At 62.3% G+C, this 15,578-nt stretch carries 15 protein-coding genes; 8 read left to right on the top strand and 7 right to left on the bottom strand.

All coding sequences use genetic code 11. The features are described 5' to 3' along the window. The first annotated feature begins 22 nt into the window (after positions 1-22). From purE to ACODTY_RS00635, 5 genes are all read left to right on the top strand, one after another. The gene (purE, locus tag ACODTY_RS00655; RefSeq protein WP_488992367.1) at positions 23-520 is read left to right on the top strand and encodes a 5-(carboxyamino)imidazole ribonucleotide mutase; all 498 of its coding nucleotides are present in this window, start codon (positions 23-25) and stop codon (positions 518-520) included. Then, complete coding sequence (locus ACODTY_RS00650; protein ID WP_488992366.1) at positions 520-1,602, top strand: 5-(carboxyamino)imidazole ribonucleotide synthase; 1,083 nt, start codon at positions 520-522, stop codon at positions 1,600-1,602. The genes purE and ACODTY_RS00650 overlap by 1 nt, the downstream gene beginning before the upstream one ends. Before the next feature lie 144 nt (positions 1,603-1,746). After that, the gene (gene ykgO / locus ACODTY_RS00645) at positions 1,747-1,872 is read left to right on the top strand and encodes a type B 50S ribosomal protein L36 (protein ID WP_035022199.1); all 126 of its coding nucleotides are present in this window, start codon (positions 1,747-1,749) and stop codon (positions 1,870-1,872) included. 109 nt (positions 1,873-1,981) lie between these two features. Then, on the top strand, positions 1,982-2,581 hold the full coding sequence (locus ACODTY_RS00640; protein ID WP_488992365.1) for a tetratricopeptide repeat protein: 600 nt from the start codon (positions 1,982-1,984) through the stop codon (positions 2,579-2,581). Between the two features lie 71 nt (positions 2,582-2,652). After that, a complete protein-coding gene (locus tag ACODTY_RS00635; protein WP_488992364.1) occupies positions 2,653-3,717 on the top strand; it encodes an alpha/beta fold hydrolase in 1,065 nt (354 codons plus the stop codon). Here the strand turns inward: ACODTY_RS00635 and pyk are convergent. Continuing rightward, positions 3,714-5,129: a pyruvate kinase gene (gene pyk, locus ACODTY_RS00630; protein ID WP_488992363.1), complete on the bottom strand. Its 1,416-nt coding sequence runs from the start codon at positions 5,127-5,129 to the stop codon at positions 3,714-3,716. The two genes, ACODTY_RS00635 and pyk, sit on opposite strands and share 4 nt — an antisense overlap. Beyond that, entirely contained in the window at positions 5,126-5,572 is a 447-nt protein-coding gene (locus tag ACODTY_RS00625) for a DUF1036 domain-containing protein (protein WP_488992626.1), read from the bottom strand. Before ACODTY_RS00625 ends, pyk begins: the two co-directional genes overlap by 4 nt. A 288-nt stretch (positions 5,573-5,860) precedes the next feature. On the opposite strand from ACODTY_RS00625, the gene ACODTY_RS00620 reads away from it, so the two are divergent. The 3 genes from ACODTY_RS00620 (at position 5,861) to ACODTY_RS00610 (ending at position 8,272) form a co-directional block, all read left to right on the top strand. Next, a complete protein-coding gene (locus ACODTY_RS00620) occupies positions 5,861-6,658 on the top strand; it encodes an N-formylglutamate amidohydrolase (protein WP_488992362.1) in 798 nt (265 codons plus the stop codon). 15 nt (positions 6,659-6,673) lie between these two features. Next, on the top strand, positions 6,674-6,982 hold the full coding sequence (locus ACODTY_RS00615) for a DUF1244 domain-containing protein (RefSeq protein ID WP_488992361.1): 309 nt from the start codon (positions 6,674-6,676) through the stop codon (positions 6,980-6,982). A 108-nt stretch (positions 6,983-7,090) separates the two neighbouring features. Next, positions 7,091-8,272 carry an MFS transporter gene (locus tag ACODTY_RS00610; protein ID WP_488992360.1) on the top strand — a complete coding sequence of 394 codons (1,182 nt, stop codon included), beginning with the start codon at positions 7,091-7,093 and terminating at the stop codon, positions 8,270-8,272. Between the two features lie 15 nt (positions 8,273-8,287). On the opposite strand, the gene ACODTY_RS00605 is transcribed toward ACODTY_RS00610, so the two are convergent. The 5 genes from ACODTY_RS00605 to ACODTY_RS00585 form a co-directional block, all read right to left on the bottom strand. Continuing rightward, positions 8,288-8,446 carry a DUF3309 family protein gene (locus tag ACODTY_RS00605; protein ID WP_488992359.1) on the bottom strand — a complete coding sequence of 53 codons (159 nt, stop codon included), beginning with the start codon at positions 8,444-8,446 and terminating at the stop codon, positions 8,288-8,290. Positions 8,447-8,544: 98 nt separating this feature from the next. After that, positions 8,545-11,718, bottom strand: coding sequence for an efflux RND transporter permease subunit (locus ACODTY_RS00600; RefSeq protein WP_488992358.1), 3,174 nt, complete (start codon positions 11,716-11,718; stop codon positions 8,545-8,547). A 9-nt stretch (positions 11,719-11,727) separates the two neighbouring features. Continuing rightward, positions 11,728-12,861 (bottom strand): efflux RND transporter periplasmic adaptor subunit, encoded by a 1,134-nt coding sequence (locus tag ACODTY_RS00595; protein ID WP_488992357.1) that lies wholly within the window; start codon positions 12,859-12,861, stop codon positions 11,728-11,730. A 438-nt stretch (positions 12,862-13,299) separates the two neighbouring features. Further along, positions 13,300-14,190 (bottom strand): fructose bisphosphate aldolase, encoded by an 891-nt coding sequence (locus ACODTY_RS00590; RefSeq protein WP_488992356.1) that lies wholly within the window; start codon positions 14,188-14,190, stop codon positions 13,300-13,302. A gap of 132 nt (positions 14,191-14,322) precedes the next feature. Further along, positions 14,323-15,519 (bottom strand): phosphoglycerate kinase, encoded by a 1,197-nt coding sequence (locus ACODTY_RS00585; RefSeq protein ID WP_488992355.1) that lies wholly within the window; start codon positions 15,517-15,519, stop codon positions 14,323-14,325. Between the last annotated feature and the right edge of the window lie 59 nt (positions 15,520-15,578).

Below are 15,578 nucleotides of genomic sequence, written 5' to 3'. Positions count from 1 at the left end.
CTTTGTTGACGGGAGCAAGGCCTTGAGCGACCAACGCGCCGATGTCGCCATCATCATGGGCAGCCAGTCCGACTGGGAAACCATGAGGCACGCCGCCGAGACGCTTGCAGCGCTCGGCATCCCCCACAAACGGCTGATCGTCTCCGCGCACCGCACGCCCGACCGCCTCTATGATTTCGCCAAAGGCGCGCGCGAAGCCGGCTACAAGGTCATCATCGCCGGCGCCGGCGGCGCGGCTCACCTGCCCGGCATGACGGCGGCCATGACGCCGCTGCCGGTGTTTGGCGTCCCCGTCGAATCGAAGGCGCTGTCCGGGCAGGATTCGCTGCTCTCCATCGTGCAGATGCCGGCCGGCATTCCTGTCGGTACGCTCGCCATCGGCAAGGCCGGTGCCGTGAATGCGGCTCTTCTTGCAGCCGCCGTCCTCGCGCTCAACGATGCAGCACTTGCCGGACGGCTCGACGCATGGCGCGAGGCCCAGACGGCCAAAGTCGCTGCCGAACCGGAGGATCAGCGCTGATGCTCGCGGCCGGATCGACCATCGGCATCATCGGCGGCGGCCAGCTTGGCCGCATGCTGGCGATGGCCGCCGCGCGTCTCGGCTACCGCACAGTGGTGCTCGAACCGCAGGCGGATTGCCCAGCCGCACAGGTCGCCAATCGCCAGATCACCGCCGCCTATGACGATCCCGCAGCTCTTGCCGAGCTTGCCGCCGCATCAGCCGTCGTCACCTATGAATTCGAAAACGTCCCCGTCGCCGCGGCCAACGTCCTGGCCGCGACCGTGCCGGTCTACCCGCCGGCGCGCGCCCTTGAGGTTGCGCAGGATCGCATCGTCGAAAAGACATTCTTGAACGGCATCGGCATCGCCACTGCCAAGTTCCAGCCGGTCGACAATGACGGCGACCTCGCCAATGCCCTTGCTGCCTTCAATGGCAGCGGCGTGCTGAAAACCCGCCGTATGGGTTACGACGGCAAGGGCCAGCGCGTATTCCGCAACATGGAAAGCGGCGGCTTTGCCGGCGTTTGCGAGACGATGGGCAACGTCCCGCTGATCCTGGAAGCTCTGGTCGGCTTCGAACGCGAAATCTCCGTGATCGGCGCGCGTGGCACCGACGGCAGCATCGTGACCTATGTCCCGGCCGAGAACATCCATCGCGAAGGCATATTGCGCTCATCGACCGTGCCGGCCGCCATATCAGCCGCCACCGCCGATGCGGCCCGCGAGGCCACGGCGAAGATTCTCGACGCCCTGGATTATGTCGGCGTCATCGGCGTCGAGTTCTTCGTTCTGGGCGACGGCTCGCTTCTTGCCAATGAAATCGCGCCGCGTGTCCACAATTCCGGTCATTGGACGGAAGCCGCATGCGTCATTTCCCAGTTCGAACAGCACATGCGCGCCGTTGCCGGCCTGCCCTTGGGCGACCCGCGCCGCCACAGCGATTGCGTCATGGAAAACCTGATCGGCGACGATCTGGCCCGGGTTCCTGCGCTTTTGACCGAAGCTGACGTGCTGGTTCACCTCTACGGCAAGGCCGAAGCCCGGCCGGGGCGCAAGATGGGGCACTTCACCCGCCTTGTCCGGCGGCCATCGGCAGGCTGATTGGCAATCAACATCCGGTTTGGGCACTACGCGAAGGTTGACATAAACAAGAGTCCTCGTTTATGAGCCTGTCACGAATTGAGCGCGCACTTGGGGCGCGCTTTTCAGTTACGCCCGCAAAGGGCCAAATTGACGGGCAAGACCATGAAGATCAAGAACTCGCTCAAGGCGTTGAAGGCGCGCCACCGGGACAACCGCCTGGTTCGCCGCAAGGGCCGCATCTACATCATCAACAAGACCGACCCGCGCTACAAGGCCCGTCAGGGCTGAGCTGCGGCCGGAGCCTTTTGCTCCTGCGTCTTCTTGTGATTGCCGGCTGGCCGGCACGCTCACGCTAATTTCAGTTTGACCTTGCGCATGGCGAGACTAGACTCTTGCCATGCGCATTTTCGTTGCCCTCGCTATCGTGCTTCTCGCGGGTACCTTCGCACCCGTCGCCTTGGCCGACGACACCGTGCCCGCCGAGCCGGGCAAGAACAGCGCCGTCGTGGAGACCCATGCGCAACGCCTCGACAGGCTGTTTGCCGAATTGAAGCGCGAACGCAACGACAAGATCGCCACCCACATATCCCAGCGCATCTGGCAGGAATGGTCGCAATCGGGCAGCGCCTCGGTCGACCTGATGATGGGTTGGGCGCAAAAGGCGGTCGATGAAAAGAAGTTCGACGTCGCGCTCGACTTCCTCGACCAGGTCGTGACCCTCGACCCGACCTATGCCGAGGGCTGGAACCGCCGCGCAACCGTCCACTACCTGATGAAGAACTACGGGAAGTCGATGGCCGACATCGACCGCACCCTGCAGCTGGAGCCCCGCCATTTCGGCGCGCTATCCGGCCTGGCCCAGATCATGATGGACACCGACCGCAAGGAAGCGGCGCTCCGGGCATGGCAGCGCGTCCTCGACATCTATCCCATGCTGCGCAACGCACAGGATCAGGTATCGACCATTTCCGAAGAACTCGCAGGCGAAAACATTTGATATCCCGGCGTCGCGACTTCCCCGCGCCGGTCCACTTCCCCTTCCCTGTTTCCATTAGCTGCCACCCGCCGATGAACCTTGTCTATGCCGCGCTTGCCCTGCTTCTGGCGATTTTGTTCGCGCTCGTTGCGATCACGCGCGGCGGCGCGTGGCTGATCGAGCGCAGGAATCCACCCATAGGCGCCTTCATCGACATTGACGGCGCGCGAATCCATTACGTCCATGTCCCTCGGCCAGCCAATGCCGATCTGCCGGCCGTTGTTTTCATCCACGGAGCCAGCGCCAATCTCAAGGACCAGATGCTTCCCCTGCGGCCTCTGATCGAAGGGCGGGCCGAAATGCTTTTCTTCGACCGGCCGGGGCATGGCTGGTCGGAGCGCGGACACGACAACGACGACCCGGCCGCGCAGGCCAAAACACTGGCCAAGCTCATGGAAAAGCTGGGCATCGGCCAGGCGATCATTGTCGGCCATTCCTTCGGCGGGGCAACGACTGCAGCCTTCGCCAACGACTACCCGCAAAAGACGCTCGGACTGGTGTTTTTGTCGGCCGCAACGCATCCGTGGCCGGGCGGCGACACGTCATGGTACTATCGCCTGACGACGACCCCCGTTATTGGGCGGCTGTTTTCCGAAACGCTTGTCTATCCCGTCGGCTCGCTCCAGATGAATTCCAGCATCGAGTGTGTCTTTGCGCCCAACAAGGTCCCCGACGACTACCTCGCGGCTGCCTCCATCCCCCTCGTCCTGCGCCCGGCTCCATTTCGCGCCAACGCTACGGATGTCGAGGGCCTTTATCGCTATGTTTTGAAGGCGCAGCCTCGCTACCATGAGATAAACGCGCCAACGGTCGTCATATCCGGCGACCACGACACCGTGGTCTACGAAGAGATCCACTCCATCGGTCTTGCGCAGGATGTTCCGGGTGCCGAGCTGGTCTGGGTGAAGAACCTCGGCCACAAGCCGGACTGGATCGCTCCCGACCTGGCGGTGGCGGGAATCGAGAAAGTCTCAGGCAAGGCTCTGGACCTGCAGGCCATCGCGCGTGCCGTCGAAGCCCGCATCGCAGGCGACAGATTTGGCGAAGGCAGGTGCGTCGACAATCCCGCCCCGACTGACAATCGCAAAGGCCCTTAGTCGATATTGGCGATGCGCAGCATGTTGGTCGAACCCGGCGTCCTCAGCGGCACGCCGGCCGTGATGATGATGCGGTCGCCTTCCTTGCCGAAGCGCTCCTCATGCGCAATGCGGCAGGCCCGGTTGACCATGTCATCAAGATCGCTCGCATCCGGCGACACCACGCAATGCGTGCCCCATACCAGCGACAGCCGCCGAGCGGTATTCAGGATCGGCGACAGTGCGATGATCGGCACTTGCGGCCGCTCGCGCGCCGCCCTGAGGCCCGTGGCGCCCGATGCCGTATAGGTCACGATAGCCGACAGCTTGAGCGTCTCGGCAATTTCACGTGCCGCAAGTGAAATGGCGTCTGCGCCAGTCGCTTCGGGAGCCGAGCGCTGGGCATTGATGATGTCGGGATAAGTCGGGTCGCGCTCGACCTGCTCGGCGATGCGGCTCATCGTCGACACCGCTTCGACCGGATAGGCACCCGCCGCCGATTCCGCCGACAGCATGATCGCGTCGGCGCCCTCGAAAACGGCGGTTGCCACGTCGGATACTTCCGCGCGGGTCGGAACCGGAGCGGTAATCATCGATTCCAGCATCTGAGTGGCGACGACTACCGGCTTGCCGGCCCGCCTCGCCGCCCTCGTGATCTGCTTCTGAATGCCCGGAACAGCTTCCAGCGGCATCTCCACGCCGAGGTCGCCGCGCGCAACCATCAACGCATCGGACAGGTCCATGATTTCGGCCAGACGGGCGACCGCTTGCGGCTTTTCGATCTTGGACATGATCAGCGCCCGCCCGCGTGCGATCTTGCGCGCCTCGGCAAGATCTTCCGGACGCTGGATGAACGACAATGCCACCCAATCGACGCCAGCCGCCAGAACCGCGTCGAGGTCGGCACGGTCCTTTTCCGTCAAGGCTCCGACTGGAAGCTCGGTATCGGGCAGCGAAACGCCCTTCTTGTCGGAAATGGAGGTGCCAGCCACCACCACGCACTCGATCGAATGACCGTTGGTCTTGACGGCCTTCAATTCCAGCTTGCCGTCGTCGATCAAAAGGCGATGGCCCGGCTCGACCGAGGACAGGATTTCCGGATGCGGCAGGAAGACACGCGTTGAATTGCCGGGTTCCTGGCTGTCATCAAGCGTGAATGTCTGGCCAACCGCGAGCGTTTCCTTGCCATTGGCAAATTTGCCGACGCGCAGCTTCGGTCCCTGGATATCGGCAAGAATGCCGATTGGACGGCCCACGGCTGCCTCGACGGAACGGATGCGGGCGATCAAGGTCCGCATAAGGTCATGATCCGCATGGCTCATGTTGATGCGGAAGACATCGGCTCCCGCCTCAAACAACTTCCTCAGCATCGCCTCCTCGGAGGAGGCTGGGCCAATGGTGGCGAGAATCTTGACCTTGCGGCTGCGTCTCATTGACTGTTGCTTCCTGGGGCGGTGGTGCCGCCTTCCGTTGCCGGCTGCTCGGTCAGCTGGACCATCCAGCTTGCCTGCTCGCCCGTGTCGTATTCCTGGAATCCGGCGCGCTGAAAGCCTCGTGCGACGCAGTCGGTCACGCCAGCGATCTTGAATTCCTTTTCAGCGACGCACATGCTGATCGGGCCGTCCCAACGGCCGCCGCGCTCGGCGTCTTCTGCATAAAGATAGTAAAACCTTGATGACAGCGGTCCCTCGATCAGCGTCTTGCAACTCGACGCCTCGATGTGCCACCAGCCCTCGGTGATCCAGCCGGCCTTGGCACGGTAGCCTATGCCGACCCCGACCAGGTTCTGCGTCGCGTTGCACACGCGAAAATCAGCATGGGCCGGAGCCGCAAGAGCAAGCATGACGAAGGGCGCTGCGAAAAACGGCACCAGCATGGCACTCACGCGGCGAACGCGCAAAGAGCCAGTACATACCCTCTTCAATCCCCTCAGCATCGTTTTCATCATCTGGTGACGCCCCTTTTCGGCAAACTACCGGCGCATGTCAACGCGCCGCCGCACAGAATTCCAATCGATTTAAAAATGGGTGGCGCGGTGTTTGGTCGCCCTTGGGGCAGATTTCGGTAAAAACCTTGTCCAAACCACGGCATTGCGCGGACGCCCTCTTCGTGGAATGACGGTAGCACCCCGCCCGGAACGAAAAACGGACCAATCTTCCCGCTCATGACCCGATCCACAGTTTTCGCCCCTTTCGACCTGATCGAGGGCGATCGCAAGCGAGGCCTTGTGCTGGTTGCAGACCATGCCCGCCGCGATTTACCCGAGGAGTATGGCGATCTAGGCCTGCCGCCCGCTGAATTCGAGCGCCACATCGCCTATGATATCGGCGTCGAAACGGTCACCCGCGAATTGGCGGCTCTGCTTGGCGCGCCGGCGGTGCTTGCCACCTTTTCGCGTCTGCTTATCGATCCCAATCGCGGCGAGGACGACCCCACGCTTGTTCGCCAACTCTATGACGGCACCGTCATTCCGGCCAACTACCCGCTCTCAAGCGAAGAGCGCGAGAAGCGGCTGGTTCGCTTCTACCGGCCCTATCACGACGCTGTCGCCGCGCTGGTCGCCTCCGTGGCCCATGCCTCGGGCCGCGCTCCGTTTATCTTTTCGGTCCATTCCTTCACGCCGTCGATGCAGGGTGTAGCCCGGCCATGGCATGTCGGCGTCTTGTGGGACCTCGACGACAGGGCGCCTCGGCCACTGATCGACATGCTGGCTGCGGATGCATCCCTCACCGTTGGCGACAACGAGCCCTATGACGGGGCGCTACGCGGCGATACCATGTTCAAGCACGCCATCGTCAACGGCTTTGCCCATGCGCTGATCGAGATCCGGCAGGACCTGATCGCAAGGCCCGACGAGGCCGCGGCCTGGGCCGGCCGGCTTGCCCCGATCGTTGACGCCATCAACCGGCGTTCCGATATACACGAGGTTCGCCATTTCGGTTCGCGGACCGGATCGCTTTGAACGCAGGAGATGACCATGACCGAACTCAGCCAGGATCAGCAGCGGGACTTCGAAGCGGCAGCCTTCCGCCGGTTGGTCGAGCATCTGCGCCAGCGTACCGATGTCCAGAACATCGACCTGATGAACCTTGCCGGCTTTTGCCGCAACTGCCTGTCCAACTGGTATCGGGAAGCAGCGGGCGCAGAAGGTGTCGATCTCTCCAAGGATCAGTCGCGCGAAATCATCTATGGCATGCCCTATGCCGATTGGCAGGCGCTTCACCAGACCGAGGCATCGGATGCGAAGAAAGCCGCATTTGAGGTGAACCGCCCCAAGGGTCACTGACCGGGAACAAGCCCTTGGCCCAAATGCTTCGGGCCGGCTGCACTTTGACGGCGGGATAAAACGATTTAAAAGGCACTATCCTCCAGTTTCCGCGTGAGATTTGACCCGATGACTGAATCGAGCTCCGTCGCGAGCGCTGTTCGTGGCCGCTGGGCCGTTGCAACCATGTTTTTCGTCAACGGCTTCCTGACCGGAAGCTGGGCGCCCCAGATTCCGGTGTTTCTCACCCGTCTCGACATCAGCAAGTTCACGCTCGGCCTGCTGATCCTCTTGTTCGGACTCGGCGCAGTCGTCGCCATGACATATTGCGGACATCTCATTTCACGGCACGGGTCGCGCTCCGTGGTGCGTTGGTTCGGCGTCGCCGCGACGTTCGGCCTGCTTTTGGTGGCACTGGCGCCGAACGTCCCGGTCGCAGCAGTCACCATGATCCTGTTCGGTGGATTGATCGGCGGCATGGACGTCGCCATGAACGCCAACGCCGTTGCCGTCGAGCGCAAGCTGTCGCGCGCCATCATGTCGTCGTCGCACGGCTTCTGGAGCCTCGGCGGTTTTGCCGGCGGCGCATTGGGCGGCTTCGCCATCCAGAACTTCGGCCATCTCGCCCACGCAGCCGCAGTGACGGTTGTCGCCGTCGTTGCCGTCGTGCTGGCGTTGCGCCACCTCATCGCCGAGCCTAAGGCGGCCGCGGGCGTCCATCACCGCTTCACGCTGCCCCGCAACCCAGTGATCTACCTGATCGGCCTGATGGCATTATTCTCGATGATCCCCGAAGGGGCGGTGCTCGACTGGGCAGCCCTATACCTGCAACAGGAACTGGGTACCGATCTCGCCACTGCCGGCCTTGCCTTTGCGGCTTTCTCAGGCGTCATGGCCTTCATGCGCTTTGCCGGCGACGCGGTCCGCAACCGCTTTGGCGCCGTCACCACCTTGCGCGTTTCAAGCCTCGTCGCAGCTACCGGAATGCTGGTTGCGGGCTTGTCGCCATCGCCTTGGCTCGCCATCGCGGCCTTTGCCTTCTGCGGCTTCGGCATCGCCAACATGGTGACGATCGCCTTTTCGGCCGGCGGCAATCAGGAAGGCATGTCTTCCGGCACAGGCATGAGCGTCGTCACGACGATGGGCTATTGCGGCATACTCGTAGCCCCCTCGGCAATCGGGTTCGTAGCGGAGCACACTGGATTTGGTCCGATCTTCATTACCCTGTCCGGCTTGCTCGTCGTCGTGTGCCTGATGTCGGGTCTCGCGCGGCGCGCCGACTTCCACCCAGCCCCCGCAGCGGCCGAATAGGCCACCAGTTCAGCGTCAGATCCTGCCCATGAACAGCAGGATCAAGAGCACGATCAAAATGACGCCGACAATGCCGGACGGGCCATAGCCCCAACCGCGAGAATAGGGCCAGCTCGGGATCGCACCGATCAGGATCAGTATCAAAATAATGATCAGCAGTGTCGTGAGTGGCATGGCGACAGCCTCGCTTTGTTGAAACTCATGCCATCACAATGCAAAAGGCCGCCCGGTTGTTCCCGGACGGCCCTTGCCATCGAAATCCATGTCAGACGCTATTCAGCGGCCTTTGGATAGGAAACCGCCAGATCGTCCTTGACGGCAGCGGCCGTAGTCTCCTTGGCGGACTGCTTCTTGTCGCGGCGGAACACGCGCCGCCAGAATGCATAGAATTTGCTGTCCTTGCTTCTGGTGAAGATCATCAGCATCGACGGCGTCACGATCAGGGTAAGCACGGTCGCAAAGGCCAGGCCGAACACGATCGCGGAGGAAAGCGCGATCCACCACTGCGTCGACGGCGCATTGATCGTCGTCTCGCGGTGGAAGATTTCCAACCCAAGGCCGAAGGCGATAGGCAGCACGCCAAGGATCGCCGACAGCGCCGTCAGCACGACCGGGCGGGCACGCTCACGGCAGGTCTGCAGCACCGCTTCCAGCTTGTCCCAACCTTCTTCGCGCAACCGGTCGTAAGTATCGATCAACACGATATTGTTGTTCACCACCACGCCGGCCAGCGCGATCATGCCGATACCGGACATGACGATGACGAAGGCCTGCCCCGTCGCCAGCATGCCGAGCAACGCGCCGATCATGGCCATGACAACGCAGGACAGCACCATCAAAACGCTGGTGAACTTGTTGAACTGGGCAAGCAGCACGATGAAGATCATGAAGATCGCCGCGCCGAAAGCGTTCATGAGGAATGCTCCGGCCTCGGCGCTGTCCTCGTTCGAACCTGCAAGCTTCCAGTCCACGCCGGGTTTCGCCATTGCGCCAACCACCTTTGCCACATCGGCCTGCACGGCAGCGACCTGGAGGCCGCTCGCCACATTGGCCTGGATGGTGATGGTGCGCTTTCCGTCAATGCGGTTCAGGATGCCGACCGTCGGTTCCGGCTTGCGGGTGACGAAGTTGGAGATCGGCACCGAACCTTGCGCCGTCTGTACGCGCAGTTCATCCAGCGTGGACAGCGTGCGACGGTCCTCTGGCAAACGCAGCCTGATATCGACTGCGTCGTCAGCGCCCGCCGGGCGATAGTCGGTCAGCTTCAACTCCGTGGTGACCAGTTGCACGACCGTGCCGACCGAAGTCGGGCTGATGCCGTACTGCGCCGCCTTGGAACGGTCGACCTGCAACGCCCAGTCGATGCCGGGCGGCGGCAGGCCATCCGACAGGTCGATGACGCCGGGCACCTTGGCAACGGCCGCCGCGACTTCCTTGGCATAGTCGTTCAACCCCGTCGGGTCGGTCGCGGCGAGCTGCACCTGGATCGCCTTGCCGGTCGGCGGTCCGGCATCCGGGACGCGGACCTCGACATCGACGCCGGGGATGCCGGCCATGGCAACGCGCAGATCGTCGAGGATCTGGTGTGCCGATTTGCGCTGGCGCCAGTCGACAAACTCGTAGTTGATGACGCCGACCACATCCTCGGGAATATCCTCGCCGCCGCGCGTCTTGCCGACCTTGGTGAGCACCGACTTGATGCCGGGCCAGCCGAGGATACGGCTTTCCGCTTCGGTCGTGGCCGCATTCATCTCCTCAAGCGAGAGATTGCCGCGGGCATGGACGTAGAGCAGGCCGTAGTCGGGTTCGACATTGGGGAAAAACTCGACGCCGTTTCCATATTTGACGTAGGAAAAGAGCGAGCCGCCGAGCAACAGCACGGTCAGCACCAGCGCCGTGATCGGATAGTGCACGGCCTTCTTCACCACCGCCATGTAGAGGCCGTCGCGATGCTCTTCGCCATGGTTCTTCGGCGGCTTGGCGAAAATCGCCCCGATCGACGGCGCGAAGATCAAGGCGTAGGCCATGGACGCCGCCAGCGTCACGATCAGCGTGATCGGCAGATATTTCATGAAGTCGCCGACGATGCCCGGCCAGAACAACAGCGGCGAAAAGGCCGCGATGCGTGTCATGGTGGCAGCAATGACCGGGCCGGCCATGCGCTTGGCGGCTTCCTCGAAGGCTTGTTCCTTCGGCATGCCCTCGCCCATGCGCCGCTCGGCATATTCGGTGACGATGATGGCGTCGTCAACCAGCATGCCGACGGCCAGGATGAGGCTGAACAGCACGATCATGTTGATCGTGTAGCCCATCAGCGCCAGCGCCAGTATGCCCATCAGGAACGACGACGGGATAGCCAGGCCGATCAGCATCGAGGCACGCCCGGACAGCGCATAGAGAATGACGATGAAGACCAGGATGACGGCGATCATCACGTGGTTCTGCAGGTCGTTCAGCAACTGGTTGACGAAGACCGACTTATCTTGCGTGTACGTCACCTTGAGGTCGGGCAGCACCTGCGCGTTCTGAGCGACGAACAGCTCGGAAACCTTCTTGGCGCCTTCGATCGTCTCGACCACATTGGCGCCGATGCGCTTCTTCACCGCAATGGTGATGGCGCTCTTGCCGTCGATACGGGCTATCGTCTCCGCATCCTTGAAGGTCGAACGCACAGTGGCGAGGTCGCGGACGCGCACCACGGCGTTCGGTCCTGCAACCACTGGAAGGTTGGCGACATCCTCCGGCGTCTCGATCAGCGCCGGCACCTTGACCGCGTACTTGCCTTCCGTGCCCTCGATTGCGCCGGCGGCGACAAGGCTGTTCGACGCACCGATGCCTTGTATCAACTGGTCGAGTTGCAGACCGTAGGACGACAGCCTCACCGGATCGATGATGGCCTCGACCTGTTCATCGCGCGAACCCTGGATTTCGCCTTCAAGAACGCCCGGAACCTCCTCGATGCGGTCGCGCAGGGTCTTGGCCGCTGCAGTCAGGGTGCGTTCGGGTATGTCGCCTGACAAGGTCACGAAGACGACAGGAAATTCCGACAGATTGACTTCGTTGACGGTCGGCTCCTCGACACCCGCCGGCAGGTCGCGCTTGGCGTCCTGCACCTTGTTGCGGGTGTCGATCAGCGCGTCGCTGAGGTCCGTCGACGGATCGAACTCCACGATGACGTTGGCGCCGCCCTGGAAGGCGTTCGACTTCATCTCCTTGAGCCCCTTGAGGCTCTTGAGCTGTGATTCAACCGGGCGCAGCAGCAGACGCTCGGCGTCCTCCGGCGAAATGCCCTGATAGATCAGGCTGACATACATGATCGGAATGGCGACGTCGGGTTCGGCTTCCTTGGGCACGGCCCGATAGGCCAGCGCCCCGGCGATCACCAGGAAGATCAGGACCGACAGTGTCAGGCGCGCATTCTGGATCGCAATTTTGACGATATCCATGCCGTGGCCTCACTGCGTTCCGGACGCGTCTTGGACGAGTTTCCTGATCGCCGCCTCGTCGGCCACGACGGCCTTGACCTCGTCGCCTTCCTTGACCAGATCCTGCCCGGCGATGATGACCTGCGCATCGGCAGGGATGCCTGCCAGCACCAAGCCGTTTTGCGTGTCGTCGATCAGGTCGATCGGATAGAAGACGACCTTGCCATCCGGGCCGACGGCGCGGATGCCGAGGTCGCCATCCTTGCTGAGCGTCACCACCGAGCGCGGCAAGGTGATCGCGTCGGTGGGCGCGGTCTGCAGAGTAATCTCGGCGGTCATGCCTGCGGGAATGGCTCCATCTGCATTGGGAATAGCCACCTCGACGCGGAATGTACGCGTTGCCGCCGATGCGTCGCGGCTGATGTAGCGCACCTTGCCTTCGACGACATCGCCGCTCACCAGCCTCACCTTGGCGGTGTCGCCGATCTTGAGGTAGCCGAGATCGCGTTCGCTGATCTCGCCGCGCGCCACGATCGGATCGAGGCTGAGGATCGTCGCGACTTCGCCGCCCTGCATGATGGCGCTGCCAAGTTCTACGGCAACGCGGTCGATGACGCCGTTGAACGGCGCCTTGACTTCGTTGCGGGCAAGTTCGGCTTCGGCGGCGTCGAGCTGCGACTTGGCTGCGGCAAGCGCCGAGCGCGCCGTATCGAGCTGCAGCTTGGGAAGGTTGCCGGTCTTGGCGAGCCGTTCGGAAGCGTCAATCTCGGCCTGGCGCTGGGTCAGAAGCTGCCTGGCATTGTCCACTGCTGAAACCTTCTCTTCCGCACCAAGCATGAGGACAAGATCGCCCGTCTTGACGCGGTCGCCCTGCTTGACCGGCAGTTCGGAAATGACGCCGCCGACCCGTGTGGCCAGAACCGCACGCTTGTCGGCCTCGGTCAGGCCGGATATCCGGATCGCGCGCGCATGAGCCTGCCTCGGCGGCACCACCACTTTGACTGTCCGGATCGGCGCTGGTTCAGCCTTTGGCGGTTCTGTCGTTTTGGCCTCTTCAGAGGGAGCGTCGCTGCCAACCGACGAAAAGGCGCCGGTTGCGACCCATCCAGCAAAGACGATGAGCACAACAATGGCGGCAAGCTTGTGAAACTTGAATTTTGGCATTGTCATCTTTCCGGGTGCGCAATGGCCTAGCCAAGCGGCGTCTGTCAGACGCCATGGTCCATATGGGTATGCGCGCTTCGCGTTCAATTCGCCGTGAGCAACGGAGCGCGCCTTCTACATCAACTTCGCACTGCGAAATAGTCAGAAAAGTTGATGAAAGAATTGATGTGCCGTCTAAAACGCATCGAAACCGGCTGGAATAGCTGACCTGATGGCCTTTCCCGCCAGATTTGGCAGCAGGCGTCAGCATGGTGTGGCCGGCAGGAAATGTCCGGCAGATTCCGATTTCTCGTTTCCCTCCTCGGCCCAAGGACGCAAGCGAACCGGTCGGCCCGACATTACAGGCCAGATTTTTTGCAGTTCGACGAACCTGCTCTTCAAAAAACAAACCCGGGCGCGAGGCCCGAGCTTGAAGTCGTTATCGGCGCTTACCGGTTTTCAACGCGCGCGCGACGCCTCAAAAATGCTGTCGATCGCGGCACCCAGCGCAGCGTTGAACTCCGCGTCGCTCTGGCCAGCCGAGAGACCCTCGGTCAGGGCGCGCGAGAAGCTGGCGATCATGCCGTCATTCTGTCTCAGCTTGGCATTCGCATCGTCGCGGGAATAGCCGCCGGAAAGCGCCACCACGCGCATCACGCGCGGATCGTCGATCAGCGGCTTGTAGAGGTTCGCCTTCGTCGGCAAGGTCAGCTTCAGCATGACCTGCTTGCCGGCCGGCACGTCTGCCAGATGCTTCTTGATTTCGCCAAGCAGGATATCTTCCGCTTCCGCCTTGTCGGCGATGGAAATCGTAACTTCCGGCTCGATGATCGGAACGAGCCCGTGCGCCAGAACCTGCTTGCCCACTTCAAACTGCTGGGCAACAACGGCGGCGATGCCTTTCGGGTTCGCCGCGTCGATCACGGACCGTTCCTTGGTGCCGAATATCCCCTTTGAAACGGCGTGCTTCAGAAGAGCATCGAGGTTCGGCATCGGCTTCATCAGCTTCACGCCGTCCTTACCTTCTTCAAGGCCCTTGTCGATCTTCAGGAAGGGCACCACATGGCGCTTTTCCCACAGATACTGAGCGGTCGGCGTGCCGTCGATCTCGCGGTCCATGGTCTGCTCGAACAGGATTGCGCCCATGACCTTGTCGCCGGTGAAGGCAGGCGACTTGATGATGCGGGCGCGCATCTGGTGAACGAGGTCGAACATCTCCGCATCGCTGGACCATGCACTCTCGTTGATGCCGTAAAGCTTGAGCGCCTTTGGCGTCGAGCCACCCGACTGATCGAGCGCCGCAATGAAGCCGTCCTTGTTTGCGGCCTGCGCGGCCATGTCCTTGTTCATCTCATTCTCCCAAAGTCGACCGATTTACAAAACCAATGCATAAGGCGTGCTCTAGAGCATTTTGCAGCCAGGGGAAATCACCTTGCGTTACCCAAATGCGGCTAGACGATCAGCCCGTTGCGTCAATCCGGCTTAAGCCTTTAGCACGTCCACGCCCGGCAGCGGCTTGCCTTCCATCCATTCCAGGAAAGCGCCTCCGGCAGTCGAGACATAGGTGAAATCGTCGGCCACGCCGGAGTGGTTGAGCGCGGCAACCGTGTCGCCGCCACCTGCCACCGAGACAAGCTTGCCTTCCCTGGTGCGCTTTGCCGCATGGCGGGCCGCTGCCACAGTCGCCTTGTCGAAAGGCTCGATCTCGAAAGCGCCGAGCGGGCCGTTCCAGACCAGCGTCGCAGCCCGGTCGATCCACTGGTTGATCGCCTCGACCGTCTTCGGGCCGACATCGAGGATCATCGCGTCCGCAGGAACGGCGCTGACGGGAACCGTCTCGTTGGCCGCACCAGCCTTGAACTCACGCGCCACCACGCCATCGGTGGGCAGGATCAGCGCGCAACCGGCTTCCGCCGCCTCGATCATGATCTGCTTGGCGGTCGCCGCAAGATCGTGCTCGGCCAGCGACTTGCCGACATTGGTGCCACGCGCGGCGAGGAAAGTATTGGCCATGCCGCCGCCGATAACCAGCGCATCGACCTTCCTGACCAGGTTCATCAACAGGTCGATCTTGGTCGAGACCTTGGCGCCGCCGACAATGGCGATGACCGGCTTGACCGGATTGCCGAGGCCCTTTTCCAACGCGCCGAGTTCCGCTTCCATGGTCCGCCCGGCATAAGCCGGCAACAGGCGGGCAAGGCCCTCGGTCGAGCAATGCGCGCGATGCGCGGCGGAGAATGCGTCATTGACGTAGAGATCGCCATTGGCCGCCAGCTTCTTCGTAAAGTCGGGATCGTTCTTTTCTTCCGCTTTGTAGAAGCGCGTGTTCTCCAGCAGCAACACGTCGCCATCCTTCATCGCGCCCACGGCAGCGGCAGCCTTCTCACCGATGCAATCTGCGGCGAAACCAACCGGACGGCCCAGCACCTTGGCAGTCGCCTTGGCGATAGGCTCAAGCGATAGCTCTGCCGAAGGCCCGTCCTTCGGGCGACCGAAATGCGCGAGCAGGATCACCCTCGCACCCTTCTTCGACAGCTCCTCAATGGTCGGCGCGATGCGCTCGATGCGGGTCGCGTCGGTAACCTTGCCATCCGCCATTGGCACGTTGAGATCGACCCGCACCAGCACGCGCTTGCCGGCTACGGTGCCCATATCGTCGAGCGTCTTGAAACCTGCCATGATTATTCCTTCTCCGCGAAAGCCGCCGGACCATACCCGGCGCGGCTGGCGATGCAAGA

It is taken from the genome of Mesorhizobium sp. FG116 (assembly GCF_057809835.1).
This window is presented reverse-complemented; position numbering and strand designations above follow the sequence as displayed.

Excerpts from the sequence above, each read along its gene's own strand:
- ACODTY_RS00620 (WP_488992362.1), top strand. The coding sequence starts at position 5,861 with ATGACCCGATCCACAGTTTTCGCCCCTTTCGACCTGATCGAGGGCGAT.
- ACODTY_RS00600 (WP_488992358.1), bottom strand. The coding sequence starts at position 11,718 with ATGGATATCGTCAAAATTGCGATCCAGAATGCGCGCCTGACACTGTCG.
- ACODTY_RS00635 (WP_488992364.1), top strand. The coding sequence starts at position 2,653 with ATGAACCTTGTCTATGCCGCGCTTGCCCTGCTTCTGGCGATTTTGTTC.
- ACODTY_RS00615 (WP_488992361.1), top strand. The coding sequence starts at position 6,674 with ATGACCGAACTCAGCCAGGATCAGCAGCGGGACTTCGAAGCGGCAGCC.
- ACODTY_RS00625 (WP_488992626.1), bottom strand. The coding sequence starts at position 5,572 with ATGCTGGTGCCGTTTTTCGCAGCGCCCTTCGTCATGCTTGCTCTTGCG.
- ACODTY_RS00585 (WP_488992355.1), bottom strand. The coding sequence starts at position 15,519 with ATGGCAGGTTTCAAGACGCTCGACGATATGGGCACCGTAGCCGGCAAG.
- ACODTY_RS00590 (WP_488992356.1), bottom strand. The coding sequence starts at position 14,190 with ATGAACAAGGACATGGCCGCGCAGGCCGCAAACAAGGACGGCTTCATT.
- pyk (WP_488992363.1), bottom strand. The coding sequence starts at position 5,129 with ATGAGACGCAGCCGCAAGGTCAAGATTCTCGCCACCATTGGCCCAGCC.
- ACODTY_RS00595 (WP_488992357.1), bottom strand. The coding sequence starts at position 12,861 with ATGCCAAAATTCAAGTTTCACAAGCTTGCCGCCATTGTTGTGCTCATC.
- ACODTY_RS00610 (WP_488992360.1), top strand. The coding sequence starts at position 7,091 with ATGACTGAATCGAGCTCCGTCGCGAGCGCTGTTCGTGGCCGCTGGGCC.
- ACODTY_RS00650 (WP_488992366.1), top strand. The coding sequence starts at position 520 with ATGCTCGCGGCCGGATCGACCATCGGCATCATCGGCGGCGGCCAGCTT.
- ykgO (WP_035022199.1), top strand. The coding sequence starts at position 1,747 with ATGAAGATCAAGAACTCGCTCAAGGCGTTGAAGGCGCGCCACCGGGAC.
- ACODTY_RS00605 (WP_488992359.1), bottom strand. The coding sequence starts at position 8,446 with ATGCCACTCACGACACTGCTGATCATTATTTTGATACTGATCCTGATC.
- ACODTY_RS00640 (WP_488992365.1), top strand. The coding sequence starts at position 1,982 with ATGCGCATTTTCGTTGCCCTCGCTATCGTGCTTCTCGCGGGTACCTTC.